This window comes from Streptomyces sp. NBC_00210 (assembly GCF_045160975.1).
GTDB lineage: Bacteria > Actinomycetota > Actinomycetes > Streptomycetales > Streptomycetaceae > Streptomyces.
On record NZ_CP108120.1, the window covers coordinates 5,333,850 to 5,352,478 of the forward strand.

Annotated in this window: 17 protein-coding genes and 1 other RNA gene; 15 read left to right on the plus strand and 3 right to left on the minus strand. The window is 69.2% G+C overall.

What is annotated here, in order from left to right; all coding sequences use genetic code 11:
• Window positions 1-55: 55 nt before the first annotated feature.
• Together prfB and OG729_RS24140 are read left to right on the plus strand one after the other, a co-directional pair.
• The gene (gene prfB, locus OG729_RS24135; protein WP_404723701.1) at window positions 56-1,162 is read left to right on the plus strand and encodes a peptide chain release factor 2; all 1,107 of its coding nucleotides are present in this window, start codon (window positions 56-58) and stop codon (window positions 1,160-1,162) included.
• Window positions 1,163-1,428: 266 nt separating this feature from the next.
• A complete protein-coding gene (locus tag OG729_RS24140; protein WP_405808064.1) occupies window positions 1,429-2,103 on the plus strand; it encodes a hypothetical protein in 675 nt (224 codons plus the stop codon).
• Between the two features lie 91 nt (window positions 2,104-2,194).
• Here OG729_RS24140 and OG729_RS24145 read toward each other — a convergent pair whose 3' ends face one another.
• Entirely contained in the window at window positions 2,195-2,398 is a 204-nt protein-coding gene (locus tag OG729_RS24145; RefSeq protein WP_360880042.1) for a hypothetical protein, read from the minus strand.
• Between the two features lie 249 nt (window positions 2,399-2,647).
• On the opposite strand from OG729_RS24145, the gene ftsE reads away from it, so the two are divergent.
• The 5 genes from ftsE to ssrA all read left to right on the plus strand — a co-directional run bounded on the left by ftsE (window position 2,648) and on the right by ssrA (window position 6,514).
• Complete coding sequence (ftsE, locus tag OG729_RS24150) at window positions 2,648-3,337, plus strand: cell division ATP-binding protein FtsE (RefSeq protein WP_266475950.1); 690 nt, start codon at window positions 2,648-2,650, stop codon at window positions 3,335-3,337.
• Between the two features lie 9 nt (window positions 3,338-3,346).
• Window positions 3,347-4,264 carry a permease-like cell division protein FtsX gene (gene ftsX / locus OG729_RS24155; protein WP_360880045.1) on the plus strand — a complete coding sequence of 306 codons (918 nt, stop codon included), beginning with the start codon at window positions 3,347-3,349 and terminating at the stop codon, window positions 4,262-4,264.
• Between the two features lie 67 nt (window positions 4,265-4,331).
• Window positions 4,332-5,486 (plus strand): S41 family peptidase, encoded by a 1,155-nt coding sequence (locus OG729_RS24160; protein WP_405808065.1) that lies wholly within the window; start codon window positions 4,332-4,334, stop codon window positions 5,484-5,486.
• Window positions 5,487-5,520: 34 nt separating this feature from the next.
• Window positions 5,521-6,000, plus strand: coding sequence for an SsrA-binding protein SmpB (smpB, locus tag OG729_RS24165; RefSeq protein WP_360880051.1), 480 nt, complete (start codon window positions 5,521-5,523; stop codon window positions 5,998-6,000).
• 129 nt (window positions 6,001-6,129) lie between these two features.
• Window positions 6,130-6,514: a transfer-messenger RNA gene (gene ssrA / locus OG729_RS24170) on the plus strand.
• Window positions 6,515-6,579: 65 nt separating this feature from the next.
• Here ssrA and OG729_RS24175 read toward each other — a convergent pair.
• Window positions 6,580-7,002, minus strand: a complete 423-nt coding sequence (locus tag OG729_RS24175) for a hypothetical protein (protein WP_360880054.1) — start codon at window positions 7,000-7,002, stop codon at window positions 6,580-6,582.
• 71 nt (window positions 7,003-7,073) lie between these two features.
• Entirely contained in the window at window positions 7,074-8,441 is a 1,368-nt protein-coding gene (locus OG729_RS24180; protein WP_405808066.1) for an MFS transporter, read from the minus strand.
• A gap of 85 nt (window positions 8,442-8,526) precedes the next feature.
• On the opposite strand from OG729_RS24180, the gene OG729_RS24185 reads away from it, so the two are divergent.
• From OG729_RS24185 to OG729_RS24220, 8 genes are all read left to right on the plus strand, one after another.
• On the plus strand, window positions 8,527-9,492 hold the full coding sequence (locus tag OG729_RS24185; RefSeq protein ID WP_405808067.1) for a LysR family transcriptional regulator: 966 nt from the start codon (window positions 8,527-8,529) through the stop codon (window positions 9,490-9,492).
• Window positions 9,493-9,698: 206 nt separating this feature from the next.
• Window positions 9,699-10,316, plus strand: a complete 618-nt coding sequence (locus tag OG729_RS24190; RefSeq protein WP_405808068.1) for a hypothetical protein — start codon at window positions 9,699-9,701, stop codon at window positions 10,314-10,316.
• Window positions 10,317-10,385: 69 nt separating this feature from the next.
• Window positions 10,386-12,509, plus strand: coding sequence for a bifunctional polysaccharide deacetylase/glycosyltransferase family 2 protein (locus OG729_RS24195; protein ID WP_405811260.1), 2,124 nt, complete (start codon window positions 10,386-10,388; stop codon window positions 12,507-12,509).
• The gene (locus tag OG729_RS24200) at window positions 12,506-13,705 is read left to right on the plus strand and encodes an acyltransferase (RefSeq protein ID WP_405808069.1); all 1,200 of its coding nucleotides are present in this window, start codon (window positions 12,506-12,508) and stop codon (window positions 13,703-13,705) included. The genes OG729_RS24195 and OG729_RS24200 overlap by 4 nt, the downstream gene beginning before the upstream one ends.
• Window positions 13,706-13,831: 126 nt before the next feature.
• A complete protein-coding gene (locus OG729_RS24205; protein WP_405808070.1) occupies window positions 13,832-15,172 on the plus strand; it encodes a nitrate/nitrite transporter in 1,341 nt (446 codons plus the stop codon).
• A gap of 95 nt (window positions 15,173-15,267) precedes the next feature.
• Window positions 15,268-16,407, plus strand: a complete 1,140-nt coding sequence (locus tag OG729_RS24210) for a uroporphyrinogen-III synthase (RefSeq protein ID WP_405808071.1) — start codon at window positions 15,268-15,270, stop codon at window positions 16,405-16,407.
• A 189-nt stretch (window positions 16,408-16,596) separates the two neighbouring features.
• The gene (locus tag OG729_RS24215; protein WP_405808072.1) at window positions 16,597-17,880 is read left to right on the plus strand and encodes a serine hydrolase domain-containing protein; all 1,284 of its coding nucleotides are present in this window, start codon (window positions 16,597-16,599) and stop codon (window positions 17,878-17,880) included.
• A 103-nt stretch (window positions 17,881-17,983) separates the two neighbouring features.
• Window positions 17,984-18,586 (plus strand): CGNR zinc finger domain-containing protein, encoded by a 603-nt coding sequence (locus OG729_RS24220; RefSeq protein WP_405811261.1) that lies wholly within the window; start codon window positions 17,984-17,986, stop codon window positions 18,584-18,586.
• The last annotated feature ends 43 nt before the right edge of the window (window positions 18,587-18,629 follow it).

Sequence of the window (18,629 nt, forward strand, 5' to 3'; positions counted from 1 at the left end):
GACCGGACAGGGCCTGACGGGTCGGGGTGTCGCTGCATGCCGTTACGCTGGGGGCGTGGCAGTCGTCGATGTATCCGAAGAGCTGAAGTCCCTCTCCTCGACCATGGGGTCGATCGAGGCCGTCCTGGACCTCGAGAAGATGAGGGCAGATATCGCCGTGCTCGAGGAGCAGGCCGCGGCCCCGTCTCTCTGGGACGACCCGGACGCGGCGCAGAAGATCACCAGCAAGCTGTCGCACCTCCAGGCCGAGCTCCGCAAGACCGAGGCGCTGCGCAGCCGGATCGACGACCTTGCCGTGCTCTTCGAGCTCGCCGAGGCGGAGGACGACGCGGACACCCTCGCCGAGGCCGAGTCCGAGCTCGCCGACGTCCGCAAGGCGCTGGACGAGATGGAAGTGCGCACGCTGCTGTCCGGCGAGTACGACGAGCGCGAGGCGCTGGTCAACATCCGCGCCGAGGCCGGCGGCGTCGACGCCTCCGACTTCGCGGAGCGGCTGCAGCGCATGTATCTGCGCTGGGCCGAGCGCCATGGCTACTCGACCGAGGTGTACGAGACGTCGTACGCGGAAGAGGCCGGCATCAAGTCGACCACCTTCGTGGTGAAGGCGCCGTACGCCTACGGCACGCTCTCCGTCGAGCAGGGCACCCACCGCCTGGTGCGCATCTCGCCGTTCGACAACCAGGGCCGCCGCCAGACCTCCTTCGCGGGCGTCGAAGTGCTGCCGGTCGTCGAGCAGAGCGACCACGTCGAGATCGACGAGACCGAGCTGCGCATCGACGTCTACCGCGCCTCCGGCCCCGGCGGTCAGGGAGTCAACACCACCGACTCCGCGGTCCGCATCACGCACATCCCGACCGGCATCGTCGTCTCCTGTCAGAACGAGCGCTCGCAGATCCAGAACAAGGCGAGCGCGATGAACGTCCTGCAGGCCAAGCTCCTCGAGCGCCGCCGCCAGGAGGAGCAGGCCAAGATGGACGCCCTCAAGGGCGACGGCGGCAACTCCTGGGGAAACCAGATGCGTTCGTACGTCCTGCACCCGTACCAGATGGTCAAGGACCTGCGTACGGAGTTCGAAGTGGGCAACCCCCAGTCGGTACTTGACGGTGAGATCGACGGCTTCCTGGAAGCCGGAATTCGCTGGCGCAAGCAGACGGAGAAGTAGCAGGACGCTTTGTCGACAAGGGAACTGCCGCCCCGGGGGCGGCAGTTCCCTTTTATGTCACAGTTGCATCCTCGCAGGTCAGGCAACCTCCCTCATACCGGACATCGCACGCGCAACGAGCTTGACGCGTCCGCGAAAAGTGGGAAGGCTGACGCGCGGCATGCGTATCTCTGGGGCGCGTGTGAACGGGGGAGAACTCAACTCCCCAACAACGGCTGCCCCGGACGCTGCTCCATTAACAATTAGCTACTGGGGGTAGCAGCCAGATGACCAAGAAGACGCGGATCCGTGTGGCGCGTATAGCCGCCGGCGCGGTGATCGCCGCCGGTGCGTCGCTGACCGCCGCGGGCGCCGCCTCGGCCGTCGGTGTCGACATCAACGTCGGTCCCCTCGGGGTGTCGGCGAACGCCGACGCGAACGGCATCGACGCCGGTATCGGCATCGACGACGAGCCCACCGGGGACCCGACGGAGGAGCCGACGGAGATCCCGACGGACATTCCCACCGACGTCCCGACGGATGTCCCCACGGATGTTCCCACCGATGTCCCGACGGATGTCCCCACGGACAAGCCGACCGGTAAGCCCACCGACAAGCCGACGGGCAAGCCCACCGGCAAGCCCGACAAGCCTGGCAAGCCCGACAAGCCCGGCAAGCCGACGGCCGACCCGTCCGAGGACCCTGCGAACCCGGGCACCGGCGGTGACGGCGACGCCGGCACCTGCACCGTCGACCTCGACGGTGCCAAGTGCGCCGACAACACCGACACCGACAGCGCCGGCTCCAAGCCGGTCGAGCAGGGCAAGGCCAAGGAGGAGCTGGCGGAGACCGGCGCCGCCGAGACCACCTTCCTGCTCATCGGTGCCGCGACGATGATCGCCGGTGGCATCGGCTTCCGTATGCTGCCGCGTCTCGTCGGTGGTGGTCGCACCATCGCCTGAGCGCCTGAGTGAGATAGCTCGCAAAGGAGGGCCCGGGGTGCGCTTCAGCACCCCGGGCCCTCCTTTGCGTACGCCGTGCGTCCTGCGTGGGCTATGCCGCCCAGGCGGTCTGGTGCGTGGCCAGCAGCACCACAGCCGCTATGAGCAGCACCAGCAGGGTCAGCAGAGCCGCCGGGCTCAGGCCGCCGAAGGGGCCCTCCTGCTGCAGCCGCTCGCGGTTGGCCCGGCAGACCGGGCATCGGCCCTCGATGACCGGGGCCGCGCAGTTGGCGCACACCAGTCGGTCGTAGGTCATGCGCTCTCCTCCTCCCGCGCGTCGGAGCCGCACATGCGGACCGTAAGCACAGTTCTCTACCGACAACGCTCAGGGAAACGCAACTGTTCCCTTACCACTGTGCCAGCTCCCGCGCTTTTCGGCGCGCCCCGCCGGGTTACCCCCGTTCCGCGACGCGACAAAACACGCAAACCGCGACGCTGACTGCACGTGCGAGTCCGCTTCGCGTAATGTCTCGCACACCTACTCCCGGCCGACCGTGGTGCACCCGTGATCCGATTCGACAACGTCTCCAAGACCTACCCCAAGCAGAGCCGCCCCGCGCTGCGCGATGTCTCACTCGACATCGCGAAGGGGGAGTTCGTCTTCCTCGTCGGCTCGTCCGGTTCTGGAAAGTCGACCTTCCTGCGACTGGTGCTGCGCGAGGAGCGCGCCAGCCAGGGCCTGGTGCATGTCCTGGGCAAGGACCTCGCCCGGCTGTCCAACTGGAAGGTGCCGCACATGCGCCGCCAGCTCGGGACGGTCTTCCAGGACTTCCGGCTGCTGCCCAACAAGACCGTCGCGGAGAACGTGGCGTTCGCACAGGAAGTCATCGGCAAGCCGCGCGGCGAGATCCGCAAGGCCGTGCCCCAGGTCCTCGACCTCGTCGGCCTCGGCGGCAAGGAGGACCGGATGCCCGGTGAGCTCTCCGGTGGTGAGCAGCAGCGCGTCGCCATCGCGCGGGCCTTCGTCAACCGCCCCATGCTGCTGATCGCCGACGAGCCCACCGGAAACCTCGACCCGCAGACCTCCGTCGGCATCATGAAGCTGCTGGACCGCATCAACAGGACCGGTACGACAGTGATCATGGCGACCCACGACCAGAACATCGTCGACCAGATGCGCAAGCGCGTCATCGAGCTCGAAAAGGGCCGTCTCGTACGCGACCAGGCACGCGGCGTCTACGGCTACCAGCACTGAAAGGACGCCATGCGCGCCCAGTTCGTCCTGTCGGAGATCGGCGTCGGTCTCCGCCGCAATCTCACGATGACCTTCGCCGTCATCGTCTCCGTAGCCCTCTCGCTCGCCCTTTTCGGCGGTGCGCTGCTCATGCGTGAGCAGGTCAGCACGATGAAGGACTACTGGTACGACAAGGTCAACGTCTCGATCTTCCTCTGCAACAAGAACGATGCGGCGACCTCTCCCAAGTGCGCCAAGGGAGCGGTCACCGCGCAGCAGAAGCAGCAGATCGAGGCCGATCTCAAGAAGATGGACGTCGTCGCGTCCGTCGAGCGCGAGTCGGCCGAAGAGGCGTACAAGCACTACAAGGAGCAGTACGGCGACACTCCCATCGCCTCCACCATCACGCCGGACCAGATGCAGGAGTCGTTCCGGGTCAAGCTGGACAACCCGGAGAAGTACAAGGTCGTCGCAACCGCCTTCGCCGGTCGCGACGGGGTGCAGTCCGTCCAGGACCAGCGCAACATCCTGCAGAACCTCTTCGACCTGATGAACGGCATGAGAATCGCCGCCTTGTGCGTGATGGGCCTCATGCTGGTGATCGCCATGATGCTGATCGTCAACACCGTGCGGGTTTCGGCGTTCAGCCGTAGGCGTGAGACCGGAATCATGCGGCTGGTGGGAGCCTCCAGCTTCTACATCCAGATGCCGTTCATCATGGAGGCCGCCTTCGCCGGGCTGCTCGGCGGCGGTGTCGCCTGCATCATGCTGCTGGTCGGCCGGTACTTCATGATCGACCATGGCCTGGCGCTGTCCCAGAAGATGCAGTTGGTCAATTTCATCGGCTGGGACGCGGTGCTCACCAAGCTGCCGCTGGTGCTCGCGATCGGTCTGCTGATGCCCGCTGTTGCGGCTTTCATCGCATTGCGCAAGTACCTCAAGGTGTGACAAGCACCCCTGGCGCCGTCCGGCCAACGGCCGTACGGCGCCGTTTGCTTGTCCTAGAGTGGTCGCCATGCCGGGCCCGGAGTTCTGTTCTCGGCCCCGCCGCATTCGCGGCGGGGCGGCCCTGGCATTGGTCTTCGCAAGCGTTCTCGCCACCGCGGCCGCCACCAACTCACTGCCGCACGACGACGAGAAAACGCCGTCTCTCTCCGCCGGTTCCGCGGCCGCGACCGTCGACCGCGACGATGTCGCCCGGGCCGCGGCCGAGGCGATGGCCGACGGCAAGTCCGGTACGGAAGCGGCCGAGGCCGTCGTCAGCCGCAGCGGGGACCGCTGGGGCGCGGTGTACGACAAGCGCGAGTACGAGGAGTTCGAGCAGGCCCTCGACGGCGAGTACATCGGCGTCGGCCTGACGGCGAGACGCGCGGCCAACGGTCGCGTGGAGGTCGCCAGGGTCCAGCGCGGCGGCCCCGCCGACAAGGCGGGCATCAGGGCCGGCGACCGGCTGCGTACGGTCGACGGCCTCCGGGTCGACAAGCGGCCCGTCACCGACGTGGTGGCGCTGCTCCGCGGCGGCAAGGGGACCCGCGTCACGCTGGGCATGGAGCGGGACGGCCGTGGATGGTCGGAGCGGCTGCTGCGCACCACGCTGACCACCGAGGCGGTCACCGTTCGGCAGCTGGCGGGCGGGGCCGTCATGATCAAGGTCGCCTCCTTCACCAAGGGCTCGGGCGCACGGGTGCAGGACGCGGTCCGGGACGCCCCCGCGGGCGCCGGCGTCCTGCTCGATCTGCGCGGCAATGCCGGTGGCCTGGTCGCCGAGGCCGTCACCGCCGCCTCGGCCTTCCTGGACGGCGGACTGGTCGCGACGTACGACATAAGGGGCGAACAGCGCGCGCTGTACGCGACACCTGGCGGGGACACCGACAGACCCGTCGTCGCCCTCGTCGACAGCGGCACCATGAGCGCGGCCGAGCTGGTCACCGGGGCGCTGCAGGACCGCGGCCGGGCGATCACGGTCGGCTCGCGCACCTTCGGCAAGGGCTCGGTGCAGATGCCCAGCCGACTGCCCGACGGCTCGGTCGCCGAGCTGACAGTGGGCCACTACCGCACTCCGGCGGGCCACAGCGTCGACGGCCGGGGCATCACCCCGGACCTCGTGGCGAGCGAGGGGGCCGAGAAGAGGGCCGAGACGGTATTGAGTGGCCTCGGGGGTACGTCTTAAAGAAGTTGCAGCGTAGTGCGAAAATGGCCGCACTATGGCAAAGGAAAAAGGGCGCAAGCTGATCGCGCAGAACAAGAAGGCGCGGCACGACTACCACATCCTCGACACCTACGAGTGCGGTCTCGTGCTGATGGGCACCGAGGTGAAGTCGCTGCGCCAGGGGCGGGCGTCGCTGGTGGACGGCTTCGTCCAGATCGACGGTCACGAGGCATGGCTGCACAACGTGCATGTCCCCGAGTACAGCCAGGGGACGTGGACCAACCACAGCGCGCGGCGCAAGCGGAAGCTGCTGATGCACCGCGAGGAGATCGACAAGCTCGAGTCGAAGTCGCAGGAGACGGGGCACACCATCGTGCCGCTGGCGCTGTACTTCAAGGACGGCCGGGCGAAGGTCGAGATCGCGCTGGCGAAGGGCAAGAAGGAGTACGACAAGCGGCAGACGCTCCGGGAGAAGCAGGACCGGCGCGAGGCCGACCGCGTGATGTCGGCGGCGAAGCGGCGCGAGCGGGCCTGAGTCAGGGCCGGGCGGGCTGACCCGCGGGAATAGGCTGGCACGGTCGTGCGTTGGTCACGTACGATGGCACCTGCCCCGCAAGGGGTGTGCACCACCTTGAGCTGTACATAATTCAATAGTGGAAAACATGGGGATGATCGGTTTCGACAGCGGATGTCGAAGCAGGGGAAGCGAGCCGAGGAAGCGGCAATGATCTCGTTAACCATATGTCGCAACCAATAATCGCCACTTCCAAGAGCGATTCCCGCGCCTTCGCGCTCGCTGCCTAATTAGCAGCTAGCGAAGGCCTTCGGGTGTCAGCCCGGGGCTGTTCCCGACCCGGATCCTGGCATCAGCTAGGGAACTAAACCTCTAAGCCCGGTCACGGGGCGTAGAGGGAAATCAAACAGTGACTGAGCCCGTCGGAGACTTGTCCGCGAGATCTCCGGGGCCGAGAAAATCGAAGCGGACTGCGCTCGGAGAAGCCCTGATTCTGCACCGTTGGACGCGGGTTCGATTCCCGCCATCTCCACTCATCCCATGTGAGACAAAGGCCCGGCTGTCACGACAGCCGGGCCTTTGTCATGCAGAACGCGCTGCTCAGGCCGTGGGCTGGTAGCCGGTCAGCACGCCGAGCAGCTGGTCCATCTCGGCGCGCCAGATGCGGTGCACATTCATCCGGGTCGGCTGCGGCTGGCCGGGCAGCTGGAAGCGGAACGAGCTCCAGACGGTGTTGCGCTTGATCTCGCCGATCATTCCCGTGACCTCGGCCGGCGTCAGGGCAAAGGCGATTTCCTGCGGGCGGTTGCTCATCCGGCCCGCCTTGTGGACCACCACGGCCTGCTCGGTCACGGTGATGAAGTAGTACGTCAGAAAGGCCTGGCCGATCAGGCCGAGCATGCTCATGAGCCATACGCTGGGGCCTGCTATGGCCTGGATGGTGACGATCGGCCGGTCGGCCGGATTGGCCTGTGCAATCGCAGCCGCCACCTGCTGCTGGATGGTTGCCTTCTTGATGGCCATGGGCCCTCCCCTGAGCGGAACGTAGGCCCCCGCTTCCGGGGGCGGTGCAGCGTACCGCCTCGGGTCTGTGCTCATGACAGCCGGGCCCTGACTGCTGACGCGACCAGCAGCGCGGTCGCCGCCGCCGAAACGGGCACCAGGTATCCGTGTGCCGGGCCCAGGTGCTCCACTGCCGCGCCGCCCGTCGCCGAGCCGGCGGCGATGCCGCCGAGGATCGCGGTGACGGCGAGCGTCATGCCCTCGTTCAGGCTGTCCTGCGGGGTCAGCCGCTGCACCAGGGTCATGCCCGTCACCATGGTCGGCGCCGTCGCCGCGCCCGCCACCAGGAGGGCGACGGCCAGGACGTACACCGAGCCCGTACCGGCCGCGAGCAGCGGCAGGGCCATCAGGGCGGTCATGGCGCCGAGACAGCCTGTCAGCCGGCCCGGAAGACTGCGGGCGGGGCGGACCGATCCGTACAGCAGGCCCGCCGCGCACGACCCGGCGGCCTGCAATGCCAGCAGCAACCCCGCGACAGGACCGTCCAGATGGGCGAGTGTCGTGACCTCCAGCGCACCGAAGACCGCGCCCGTGGCGAGGAAGACCGCGAGCAGCGGCACCATGCCCTGCGTACGCAGCGGGGAGCGGGCCCCCGCCCGGCGCGGGACGACCGGGGGCTCGGTGGAGCGCTGGGCCGCGAAGATCAGTACGCCGGTCGTCATCAGGATCGCGCCTGTCAGGGTGCCCGCCTCCGGAAAGAGCGCGGAGCACAGGAAGGCCGCGAGCACCGGCCCGAGCATGAAGCAGAGTTCGTCGGCGGCCTGCTCGAAGGAGTTCGCGGTGTGCAGGGCCGCCGGGTCGCCCTTGTGGAGGTGTGCCCAGCGGGCGCGGGACATGCCGCCGGTGTTGGGGGTGGTGGCGGTGGCCGCGTAGGCGGCGAAGAGGGTCCAGTCGGGCGCGCCGAGGCGTATGCAGAGCAGCAGCGCGAGCGAGCCGAGCGCGGCGGTCGCGGTGGCGGGCACGGCGATCCGGGTCTGCCCGTACCGGTCCACGAGCCGTGCGGTCCACGGCGCGACGAGCGCGGTGGCGGCGAGCCCGGTCGCGGTGACGGCCCCGGCGAGGGCGTACGAGCCGCGGGACCCGGCGATCATGATGACGGCGCTGACGCTGAACATGCCCATGGGGAGGCGGGCGATGAGGTTGCCGAGGGTGAACGCGGTGGCGCCGTGCGGCTCGAAGAGCCGGCGGTAGGGCGCGAGGCGTCCGGGCTTGCGGGACTTTCCCCCACCCCGCCCTTTCCCGTAACCGGGGCTTCGCCCCGAACCCCACGCCTCAAACGCCGGCGGGGCTTGATTTTCCGCCGGACGGGCCGAATCTTTCAGCCCGTCCGGCGATTGAGGACTGGGGGTCCGGGGGCGAAGCCTCCGGTTACGGGAAGGGGCGTCGGCTGAATGCGGCATGGAGGCAACCCTCGCCGCCGCCCGCTCCCCACGTCCAACACCTGCTCCGCCCCCATTGACGCATCCCCGTTGTAAATTCAGCCGCGTGCCCCGAGACATCGACCCCCGCCTCCTCCGCGCCTTCGTCGCCGCCGCCGGCGAACTGCACTTCACCCGGGCCGCCGCCCGCCTCTACATCGCGCAGCAGGCCCTCAGTCGAGATATCCGGCGGCTGGAGCGGGACTTGGGCGTCGAGCTCTTCATACGGACCACCCGGCAGGTGACCCTCACCGGCGACGGCGCGCGGCTGCTGCCGTACGCCCGGCGGGTGCTCGAGGCGCAGGACGCACTGCTCGCGGCCGCCTCGGGCGCCTCCCGGCCCCTTCTCGTCGACCTCAACAGCGCGGGCATGGCCTCCGGCCGCGTGCTGGCCCGGGCGCGTGAACTCGCGCCGGAGTGCGAGCTGATGGCCCGCTTCGAGAGCGGTCTCACCGGGGCCGCCGCCGAGATCGTCGGCGGGCGGCTCGATGTCTCCTTCGGACGCCTCGCGGGACTCGAACCCGGCGTACAGGCGCTGCTGTCCCATCAGCCGGTGCGGTACGAGCCGATGGCCGTGCTGCTGCCGCGGGAACACCCGCTCGCCGCACGCGAACGGATCCCGTTGAACGCGCTCGCGGGTGAGTGCGTATATGCCGGTGCAGGAAATCCGCGAACCCTGGAGTGGACGGACCTGGCGCGGCGGCTGTTCGCCGGGCGGGGCATCGAGATTGCGCCGCCCGCGCCCATGGCCGTGGGCGTCGAGGAGTTCCGGCGGGTGATGGCGAAGAACCCCATCCCCGTCCTGGCGGTCGTGGATTTCCCGGCGATGCCGGACTGCGTCCTGCGCCCGATCGTCGATCCCGTACCGCTGTCGCCGCTCTCCATGGTGTGGCGCAAAGGGATCTCTCATCCGGGCCTGGACGCCCTGCGGTCAGCGGCGGCGCGGCTTGCGGCGGAGGAGGGGTGGCTGGAACGTGACCCTGACGACTGGCTGCCGGAAGCCGATATGTCGCTGATGTGTGACAACAACTGACACAAGGGCACGTGTGTCACCAGCGTGCGCTACATTCAGTGTCCGGGTGGGTGTGGTAGGGGGCGCTCGGGCTGGGTGGGGACCCAGTCCGACGAGATCAGGCCAGTTGAAAGCGCACCCGTTATTGAGGTCGTGGGGGTGTGCGTACAACTGTGGAAAATTGGCGCGAGGATGCTCATATCGGGCATGCGTATGAGCCGAGCGAGGTGACGGTACAACTCGACGTCCGAGGCAGGACGTTGGGGGATCCGGCCGCCCCCGTTCCTCAGGAGAGTTCCGACGGTCCGGTGTTCGTCGACGAGAGCGGCCGTCGCAGCAAGAAGTTCCGCCGCGTCGGCTGGCTGCTGGCCGTCGCCTGTGCCTGCTATGCCATCACGCTGGTCGCCGCCCTCCTCGGCGGCAACTCCGCAGCGCCCCTGCTTCCCGGTCTCGTCCAGGACGACGAGGAGCGGACCGACACCGTCCAGATCCAGCCCGACCCCAGCGGCGGCGCCACCGCAGGGGCCACCCCCGGCTCCGTTCCCGGCGCACCCACGCCCACCGACTCCACCGGCGCACTGCTGCCGCAACCCTCCAACGGTGCGTCCACCGGTATCGCGGGCGGGACCTCGGCCGCCCCGGGACCGGGCGTCTCCGGCTCCGCAGCCCCCAAGCCCACCGGCGGAGGTACCAGGCCAGGTGGTACTTCGATCTCCACACCGCCCGGCGGCGGCGGCAGCGACCCCGGGCCCGAGCCGGAGACCAGCCCCTCCCTGCCCACGCCGTCCGACCCCGGCCCCAGCGGCAACCCCACCGAGCCACCAGTGCAAGAAGGCGCGCTCTAGATGACAACCCCCGACGGCAGGGCCGCTCACCGGCGGCCCAGATCTCGGCCGACCGTACGCAGAATGCCCATGCGGTATCTGCTGCCCGTGCTCTTCCTGGTCGCGCTGCTCGCCATGCTGATGCTGCGCGGCTATGTGCACAGCGAGATCCTCGCCGACCACCGCGTCCGCCCCCCGGCCCCCACCGACCAGGTCCCCGAGAAGATCCTCGAGGGCGGACCGGTCATCGACGCGCGCGACAAGGCCGATCCCAAGACCCTGAACATCCCGGACCGCAGGCTGGTGCTGACCTTCGACGACGGGCCCGACCCCGTCTGGACGCCGAAGGTCCTCGACAAGCTGAAGAAGTACAACGCGCACGGCGTCTTCTTCGTCACCGGCACCATGGCCTCACGCCACCCCGAGCTGGTGGAACGGATGGTGCGCGAGGGGCACGAGGTCGGACTGCACACCTTCAACCACCCCGACCTCTCCTACCAGTCCACCGCGCGCATCGACTGGGAGCTCTCGGAGAACCAGCTGGCGCTGGCGGGCGCGGCCGGCATCCGCACCTCGCTGTTCCGCCCGCCGTACTCCTCGTTCTCCGACGCCCTGGACAACAAGTCCTGGCCGGTCACGCAGTACATAGGCAGCCGCGGCTACATCACAGCCCTGAACAACACCGACTCCGAGGACTGGCAGCGCCCCGGCGTCGACGCGATCATCAAGCGGGCCACGCCCAAGGGCACCCAGGGCTCGATCGTGCTGATGCACGACTCCGGCGGCGACCGCTCGCAGACCGTCGCGGCCCTCGACCGCTTCCTGCCGGAGATGAAGAACCGGGGCTACCGCTTCACCAACCTCACCGAGGCACTCGGCGCGCCCAGCGCCCACACCAAGGTCACCGGACCCGAGCTGTGGAAGGGGAAGGCATTCGTCACCGCCGTCGCCTTCTCCGAGCACACCACGGAGGTCCTGGTCGTCGGCCTCGCCGCAATCGGCGTGCTCGTGCTGGCGCGCTTCGGGCTGATGCTGATCCTGTCCTTCGCGCATGCCCGCAAGGTGCGCAGGCCCGACTTCAGCTGGGGCGCGCCGATCACCGGTCCGGTGTCCGTGCTGGTCCCCGCCTACAACGAACGCGAGTGCATCGCCAACACGGTCCGCTCGCTGATGGCGAGCGACCACCCCATCGAGATCATCGTCATCGACGACGGCTCCACGGACGGCACCGCGGACATCGTCGAGGCGCTGCGGCTGCCCGGTGTCCGTGTCGTACGGCAGCCCAACGGCGGCAAGCCTGCGGCCCTCAACAACGGCATCAGGCACGCTCGTTACGAGATCGTCGTGATGATGGACGGCGACACCGTCTTCGAGCCGTCCACCGTCCGTGAGCTGGTCCAGCCCTTCGGCGACATCCGCGTCGGCGCGGTCGCGGGCAATGCCAAGGTCGGCAACCGCGACACCCTGATCGGGGCCTGGCAGCACATCGAGTATGTGATGGGCTTCAACCTCGACCGCCGGATGTACGACGTGCTGGGCTGCATGCCCACCATTCCCGGAGCGATCGGGGCCTTCCGCCGCCGGGCCCTGGAACGGGTCGGCGGCATGAGCGAGGACACCCTCGCCGAGGACACCGACATCACCATGGCCATGCACCGTGACGGCTGGCGCATCGTCTACGCCGAGCGCGCGCGGGCCTGGACCGAGGCCCCGGAGACCGTGCAGCAGCTGTGGTCGCAGCGCTACCGGTGGTCGTACGGCACCATGCAGGCGATCTGGAAGCACCGCGGTGCGCTCGTGGAGCGCGGGCCGTCGGGCCGCTTCGGCCGGGTGGGTCTGCCGTTCGTCTCCCTCTTCATGGTGCTCGCCCCGCTGCTGGCCCCGCTGATCGACGTCTTCCTGCTCTACGGACTGGTCTTCGGCCCCACCGAGAAGACGATCGCCGCCTGGCTGGGCGTCCTCGCCGTGCAGCTCGTATGCGCCGCGTACGCCTTCCGGCTGGACGGCGAGCGCATGACCCATCTGGTTTCGCTGCCCCTTCAGCAGCTGCTGTACCGGCAGTTGATGTACGTCGTGCTGCTGCAGTCGTGGATAACCGCGCTGACCGGCGGCCGGCTGCGCTGGCAGAAGCTGCGGCGTACGGGAGCGGTGGAGGCGCCGGGCGTCATACCGAGCCAGCGCCGCAGCAGTGAGGACCGGAGGCCCGTCGCATGAGTCACGCTTCCACGGCCGCACCGGCCACGGCGCCGGCGGCACAGGCCGCGCGGCCGGGCCGCGACCGCTATCTCGACCTGCTGCGTTCCTTCGCGCTGGTCCGCGTCGTCGTCTACCACATATTCGGCTGGGCCTGGCTGACGATCGTCTTCCCGTCCATGGGCGTGATGTTCGCGCTGGCGGGCTCGCTGATGGCGCGTTCGCTGTCGCGGCCCGCGCTCGGGGTGATCCGCGGCCGTATCCGCAGGCTGCTGCCGCCGCTGTGGGCGTTCAGCGCCGTCATGCTCGCCATGCTCTTCGCGGCCGGCTGGAAGCCGGTCAAGGAGGAGGGGCTGTGGTGGTTCGCCAGGCTGTTCTGCTACATCGTCCCCGTCGGCGCCCCGGAGTTCCCCTGGAGCATCGGTGACAAGGCGGGTCTGCTGGAGGACACCTGGGCGGTCCAGGCGGTGGGTCCGCTCTGGTATCTGCGCGCCTATCTCTGGTTCGTGATCGCCTCGCCGCTGCTCCTGTGGGCCTTCCGCAGGCTGCCCTGGGTCACGCTGCTTGCGCCGCTCGGCCTCACCGCGGTCGTCGGCACCGGCCTGGTGAACATCCCGGGCGAGACCGGCAACGCGGTCTGTGACTTCGCCGTCTTCGGCTCCTGCTGGGTCCTCGGCTTCGCACACCACGAGGGCCTGCTGCAGAAGATCCCGCGGCATCTCGCGATCTCCTGTTCCGCCCTGGTGATGGCCTTCGGCCTGTGGTGGGCCTCGGGCCACCAGACCGAGGACGGCTGGGACCTGAACGACATCCCGCTGGCCCAGGCCACCTGGTCCCTCGGCTTTGTGATGATCCTGCTCCAGTACTCCCCGTCCTGGCAGGAGCTGCCCGGAAAACTCGCCCGCTTCGACAGGTACGTCACGCTCTCCAACAACCGCGCGGTGACGATCTACCTCTGGCACAACGCTCTGATCATGGCGACGGTCCCGCTGCTCGACCTGCTGTGGGAGATACCCTTCGTGGACGAGCACCTGAGCGGCGCGCTGGAGACGACGTATTCAATCTGGATGTTCCTGCTGGTCTGGCCGCTCATCGGGCTGATGATCGTGGCCGTGGGCTGGATCGAAGACCTGGCGGCCAAGCGAAGCCCGCGGCTGTGGCCGAACGGCGTCCGCAAGGCGCCCCCGGGGATGCCCAGAAAGTCCCGGGAGAGGTGACCGGCTCACACCGGAGGTGACGCCCGGGTGAGAGCAAGGTTTCGCACCGGTCACCTCACGCCACCGGAGCCGAAACGAGCCGTCCATAACGTCGCCTCCAGTACCCGACACCCGTGGAGGCGCGTGATGGCAGGCCGCTGGATTCAAGAGTGGGACCCGGAGGACGAGACCTTCTGGCGAGAGAAGGGAGAGAAGGTCGCCCGGCGCAACCTCGCCTTCTCCGTGCTCAGTGAGCACATCGGATTCTCCGTGTGGACCCTGTGGTCTGTGATGGTCCTGTTCATGGGGCCCGAGTACGGCATCGACCCGGCCGGCAAGTTCTTCCTGGTGGCCATGGCCACGCTGGTGGGCGCCTTCATCCGGGTTCCGTACACCTTTGCCGTCGCCCGCTTCGGCGGACGCAACTGGACGATCATCGCGGCGTCGATGCTGCTCCTGCCCACGGTCGCGGCCTACCTGGTGATGGAACCCGGGACCTCTTACACCACGTTCATGCTGGTCGCGATGCTCACCGGCGTGGGCGGTGGCAATTTCGCCTCCTCCATGACCAACATCAACTCCTTCTTCCCGCTGCGGAAGAAGGGGTGGGCGCTCGGCCTGAACGCGGGCGGCGGCAACATCGGCGTGCCCGTCCTGCAGCTGGTCGGGCTCGCGGTCATCGGAGCGGCCGCCGGACCGCGCCTGCTGCTCGGGATCTACATCCCGCTCATCCTGGTCTCCGCGGTGTGCGCCGCGCTCTTCATGGACAACCTCGCCCCGGTCAAGAACGACACCGGCGCCTCCAAGGAAGCCGTGCGCGATCCGCACACCTGGATCATGTCCTTCCTCTACATCGGCACCTTCGGGTCGTTCATCGGCTACAGCTTCGCCTTCGGCCTGGTCCTCCAGACGCAGTTCGGACGTACGCCGCTGCAGGCCGCGTCCATCACCTTCATCGGGCCGCTGCTCGGCTCGCTCATCAGGCCGCTCGGCGGCTGGCTCGCCGACCGTTACGGTGGCGCGCGCATCACCCTGTGGAACTTCCTCGGCATGGGCGTGGCCACCGGGGTCGTCGTACTCGCCTCAGTGGAGAAGTCGCTGGCCCTGTTCACCGCCGCGTTCATCGTGCTGTTCGTGCTGACCGGGGTCGGCAACGGCTCCACGTACAAGATGATCCCCGGCATCTTCCAGGCGAAGGCGATCGCCAAGGGCATGACCGGCGAGGCGGCGGCCGCGTACGGCCGGCGGCTGTCCGGCGCGTCCATGGGGCTGATCGGCGCGGTGGGTGCGCTCGGCGGGCTCGGCATCAACCTGGCCTTCCGCCAGTCCTTCCTCACGGCGCACACCGGCACCTCGGCGTTCGTCGCCTTCCTCGCCTTCTACGCGGCCTGTTTCGCCGTGACCTGGGCGGTATACCTTCGCCGGCCCGTCACCGCTTCGCAGCCGGTTGCCGAAACGAAGCCGCAGCTCAGCTACGCAGAGGTGTAACACCGGAGAAATGCCGGCGAACCGAGTCTGTCACGCACCGTTGGCAGGCTCGGTCGCCACATCCGTACAGGGTGGGACAGAGTAGGGACGATCACATGCAAGACCTTCAGCACGGGCCGCTTGCCGGCTTCACCGTCGGGGTCACCGCTGCGCGGCGTGCCGACGAGCTCGGCGCACTGTTGTGCCGGCGCGGCGCCACCGTCATGCACGCCCCCGCCCTGCGTATCGTTCCGCTCGCCGACGACGCCGACCTGCTCGCCGCCACCAAGGAGCTCATCGGCCACGCGCCCGACGTGGTTGTCGCCACCACCGCAATAGGCTTCCGCGGCTGGGTGGAGGCCGCGGACGGCTGGGGCTGCGGGGAGGAACTGCTCGCGCGGCTGCGCGGCGTGGAAATGCTGGCGCGCGGGCCGAAGGTGAAGGGTGCCATCCGCGCCGCCGGGCTCACCGAGGAGTGGTCCCCAGCCTCCGAGTCCATGGCCGAGGTCCTCGACCGGCTGCTCACCGAAGGTGTCGCGGGCCGTCGTATCGCGCTTCAGCTGCACGGCGAGCCACTGCCCGGGTTCGTCGAGTCGCTGCGGGCGGCGGGCGCCGACGTCGTCCTCGTACCCGTCTACCGGTGGATGGCGCCGGAAGACCTCGCACCCCTGGACCGGCTCCTCGACGCGACCGTCTCGCGTGCCCTGGACGCCGTGACCTTCACCAGCGCCCCGGCCGCCGCGTCGCTGCTCTCCCGCGCCGAGTCCCGTGGCCTGCTCCGCGAGTTGCTGGACGCCCTCGACCACGATGTGCTGGCCGCCTGTGTGGGGCCGGTCACGGCGCTGCCGCTGCAGGCCCTTGGCGTCACCACGGTGCAGCCGGACCGCTTCCGGCTGGGGCCGCTGGTGCAGCTCCTCGGTCTTGAGCTGCCCGGCCGCGCCCGTACGCTCCCGGTCGCGGGCCGCCGTATCGAGATCCGCGGTCACGCGGTCATCGTCGACCGCGAGTTGCGGCCGGTGCCGCCCGCCGGGATGGCCCTGATGCGCGCGCTGTCACGGCGCCCCGGCTGGGTCGTCTCGCGCGCCGACCTGCTGGGCGCGCTGCCCGGCGCGGGCCGCGACGAGCACGCCGTCGAGACCGCGATGGCCCGGCTGCGTACGGCGCTCGGCGCGCCCAAGATCATCCAGACCGTGGTCAAGCGGGGCTACCGGCTGGCCCTGGACCCCGCCGCGGACACGAAGTACGCGGACGCGTGACGCGGTAGGGCGCGCGCCCGCGTCGCGTCACCGTGCCCAGCCGCCCACGGTCCAGCCGCCCACGGTCCAGCCGTCCCCGCTCGAGCCGTTCGCGGTCCGGGTGTTCACCCTCGCCGATGCAACCTGCCATGAGGTCCAACGCGTATAGCTGTTGCCGGAGTCCGCATCCGCGGCGCGGCTCGTACGCGAATGGAGAAGAACCAGATGGTCTCAGGCATGGTGGGCAGGGGCACGGCACTGGGCGCGGTTCTGCTGTCGCTGCTGGCAGTTCCCGCGCAGGCCGCATCCGCCGCCGAGAGCACCCCGACGGCCGCGGCCGAGGGGATGCCGGCGCCCGATCTGGCGGGACTGCGTGAGGTGTTGCGGTCGGCGCTGGCAAAGGGCGCGCCCGGCGCGATGGCGCGGATCGACGACAACGGCACGGTGTACAAGGCCGCCGAAGGCATCGCCGACCGGGTCACCGGACGGCCCATCAGCACCCAGGACCGCTTCCGGGTCGGCAGCGTGAGCAAGAGCTTCTCCTCGGTGGTGCTGCTGCAACTCGTCGACGAGGGCAGGCTCGACCTGGACACCTCGGTCAACACCTATCTGCCCGGGCTGCTTCCCGACGACCGGATCTCGGTGCGCCATCTGCTGAGCCACCGCAGCGGTCTGTACGACTACACGAACGACATGTTCGCGCAGACGGGCCCGGGCTTCGAGTCCGTACGCAACAGGGTCTTCACCCTCAAGGAGTTGGTGGACCTGTCGCTGGCCAAGCCGCTGAACAACCAGCCCGGCGCGGCCTATTCGTACTCCAACACCAACTTCGTCGTTGTCGGCATGCTCATCGAGAAGCTCACCGGACACACCCTGAGCACCGAGTACCGCGACCGGATCATCAAGCCGCTGAAGCTGCGCGACACCTTCTATGTCCACCCCGACACCGCGCTCCCGGGCCGGCACACCAAGGGCTATCTCACGCCCGACGAGGCGGGCGCGCCGCTCGTCGACTCCACCCGGCAGACCGTCTCCTGGGCGCAGAGCGCCGGTGCGGTGATTTCCAGCACCAGGAACCTGGACACGTTCTTCTCGGCGCTGCTGGGCGGCAAGCTGCTCTCCGCCGACCGGCTGGCGCAGATGCAGCAGTGGACACCGGTCAACAGCACCCAGGGTTACGGACTCGGCCTGCGCCGCCGCGATCTGTCGTGCGGCGTCTCGGTGTACGGGCACACGGGCACCGTCCAGGGCTACTACACCTACTCGTTCACCTCGAAGGACGGGAAGCGCAGCATCACCGCGGTCGCCAACACCTCCAACAACGGTGATGTGCTGGGGATCATGGCCAAGACGCTGGACGCGGCCTTCTGCGGCAAGCCGGCGCCCGCGACCGGTGCCCGCAGCGCCGCGCCCTCGCAGCAGCACGAGAAGCAGCACGAGAAGGAGCACGAGAAGCAGTACGAGGACATCGCGCCGGGCATCGCCCGCGACTGACTCACCCGCGTGCGGCCGGACCACGAGGGGTTCCGGCCGCACGCTCCTCAGGGCACTCTGGTGGAAAGACCCGGCGGTGACCCCGAGGGCGGTGACAAGGCGCATGGTGGCAGGCGCGACGGGTGCAGCCTCCTACGACTGGAGGTTCGACTCCGGGCGGCTCTGCCTGGACCTGGTGGCGACCGCGGAGGGGCCGCCCGGCGGACGCGAGCCGCTGAACGGGTCCGGGCGGCTCGGCCGGTGGCTGGTGGGCGCCGGCCTGGTGCCCGCGGGTACCCAGCTGGCGGGCGCGGAGAGCCAGTGGGTGGAGGGCTTCATCGAACTGCGCGACTGGATCACCCAGTTGGTGCGGGCCGAGATCGACGGCCGGAGCGCCGAGTCCGCGCTGGAGCGGGTGAACGCCCTCGCCGCGGGAGCGCCGCCCGGCATCCGAGCCGTCCGCGACGAAGAGGGCTTTCTGGTACGGGCGCTGAGCGCCGCGCCCGAGTGCGGGGCGCTGCTGGCCGCGATCGCCCGCGACGCCGTGGAGCTGCTGACCGATCCGGTGGCCAGGGCCCGGCTGCGGCAGTGCGAGGGCGACAGCTGCCGTCGGGTCTATCTGGACACCTCCCGCGGACGGCGCCGGCGCTGGTGTTCCAGCGAGGTGTGCGGGAACCGCGAGCGGGTCGCCAGACACCGGCGCAGGGCGGCCGTGGCAAGGGCCTGAGACCAGGCGGGACCCGGCCTGAGACCAGGCGGGACCCGGCCTG

What these genes read in the sequence shown, in the direction of transcription:
- OG729_RS24140 (WP_405808064.1), top strand. Translation starts at nt 1,429, where the DNA reads ATGACCAAGAAGACGCGGATCCGTGTGGCGCGTATAGCCGCCGGCGCG.
- OG729_RS24145 (WP_360880042.1), bottom strand. Translation starts at nt 2,398, where the DNA reads ATGACCTACGACCGACTGGTGTGCGCCAACTGCGCGGCCCCGGTCATC.
- ftsX (WP_360880045.1), top strand. Translation starts at nt 3,347, where the DNA reads ATGCGCGCCCAGTTCGTCCTGTCGGAGATCGGCGTCGGTCTCCGCCGC.
- OG729_RS24160 (WP_405808065.1), top strand. Translation starts at nt 4,332, where the DNA reads ATGCCGGGCCCGGAGTTCTGTTCTCGGCCCCGCCGCATTCGCGGCGGG.
- smpB (WP_360880051.1), top strand. Translation starts at nt 5,521, where the DNA reads ATGGCAAAGGAAAAAGGGCGCAAGCTGATCGCGCAGAACAAGAAGGCG.
- OG729_RS24175 (WP_360880054.1), bottom strand. Translation starts at nt 7,002, where the DNA reads ATGGCCATCAAGAAGGCAACCATCCAGCAGCAGGTGGCGGCTGCGATT.
- OG729_RS24180 (WP_405808066.1), bottom strand. Translation starts at nt 8,441, where the DNA reads ATGCCGCATTCAGCCGACGCCCCTTCCCGTAACCGGAGGCTTCGCCCC.
- OG729_RS24195 (WP_405811260.1), top strand. Translation starts at nt 10,386, where the DNA reads ATGCGGTATCTGCTGCCCGTGCTCTTCCTGGTCGCGCTGCTCGCCATG.
- OG729_RS24200 (WP_405808069.1), top strand. Translation starts at nt 12,506, where the DNA reads ATGAGTCACGCTTCCACGGCCGCACCGGCCACGGCGCCGGCGGCACAG.
- OG729_RS24205 (WP_405808070.1), top strand. Translation starts at nt 13,832, where the DNA reads ATGGCAGGCCGCTGGATTCAAGAGTGGGACCCGGAGGACGAGACCTTC.
- OG729_RS24210 (WP_405808071.1), top strand. Translation starts at nt 15,268, where the DNA reads ATGCAAGACCTTCAGCACGGGCCGCTTGCCGGCTTCACCGTCGGGGTC.
- OG729_RS24215 (WP_405808072.1), top strand. Translation starts at nt 16,597, where the DNA reads ATGGAGAAGAACCAGATGGTCTCAGGCATGGTGGGCAGGGGCACGGCA.
- OG729_RS24220 (WP_405811261.1), top strand. Translation starts at nt 17,984, where the DNA reads ATGGTGGCAGGCGCGACGGGTGCAGCCTCCTACGACTGGAGGTTCGAC.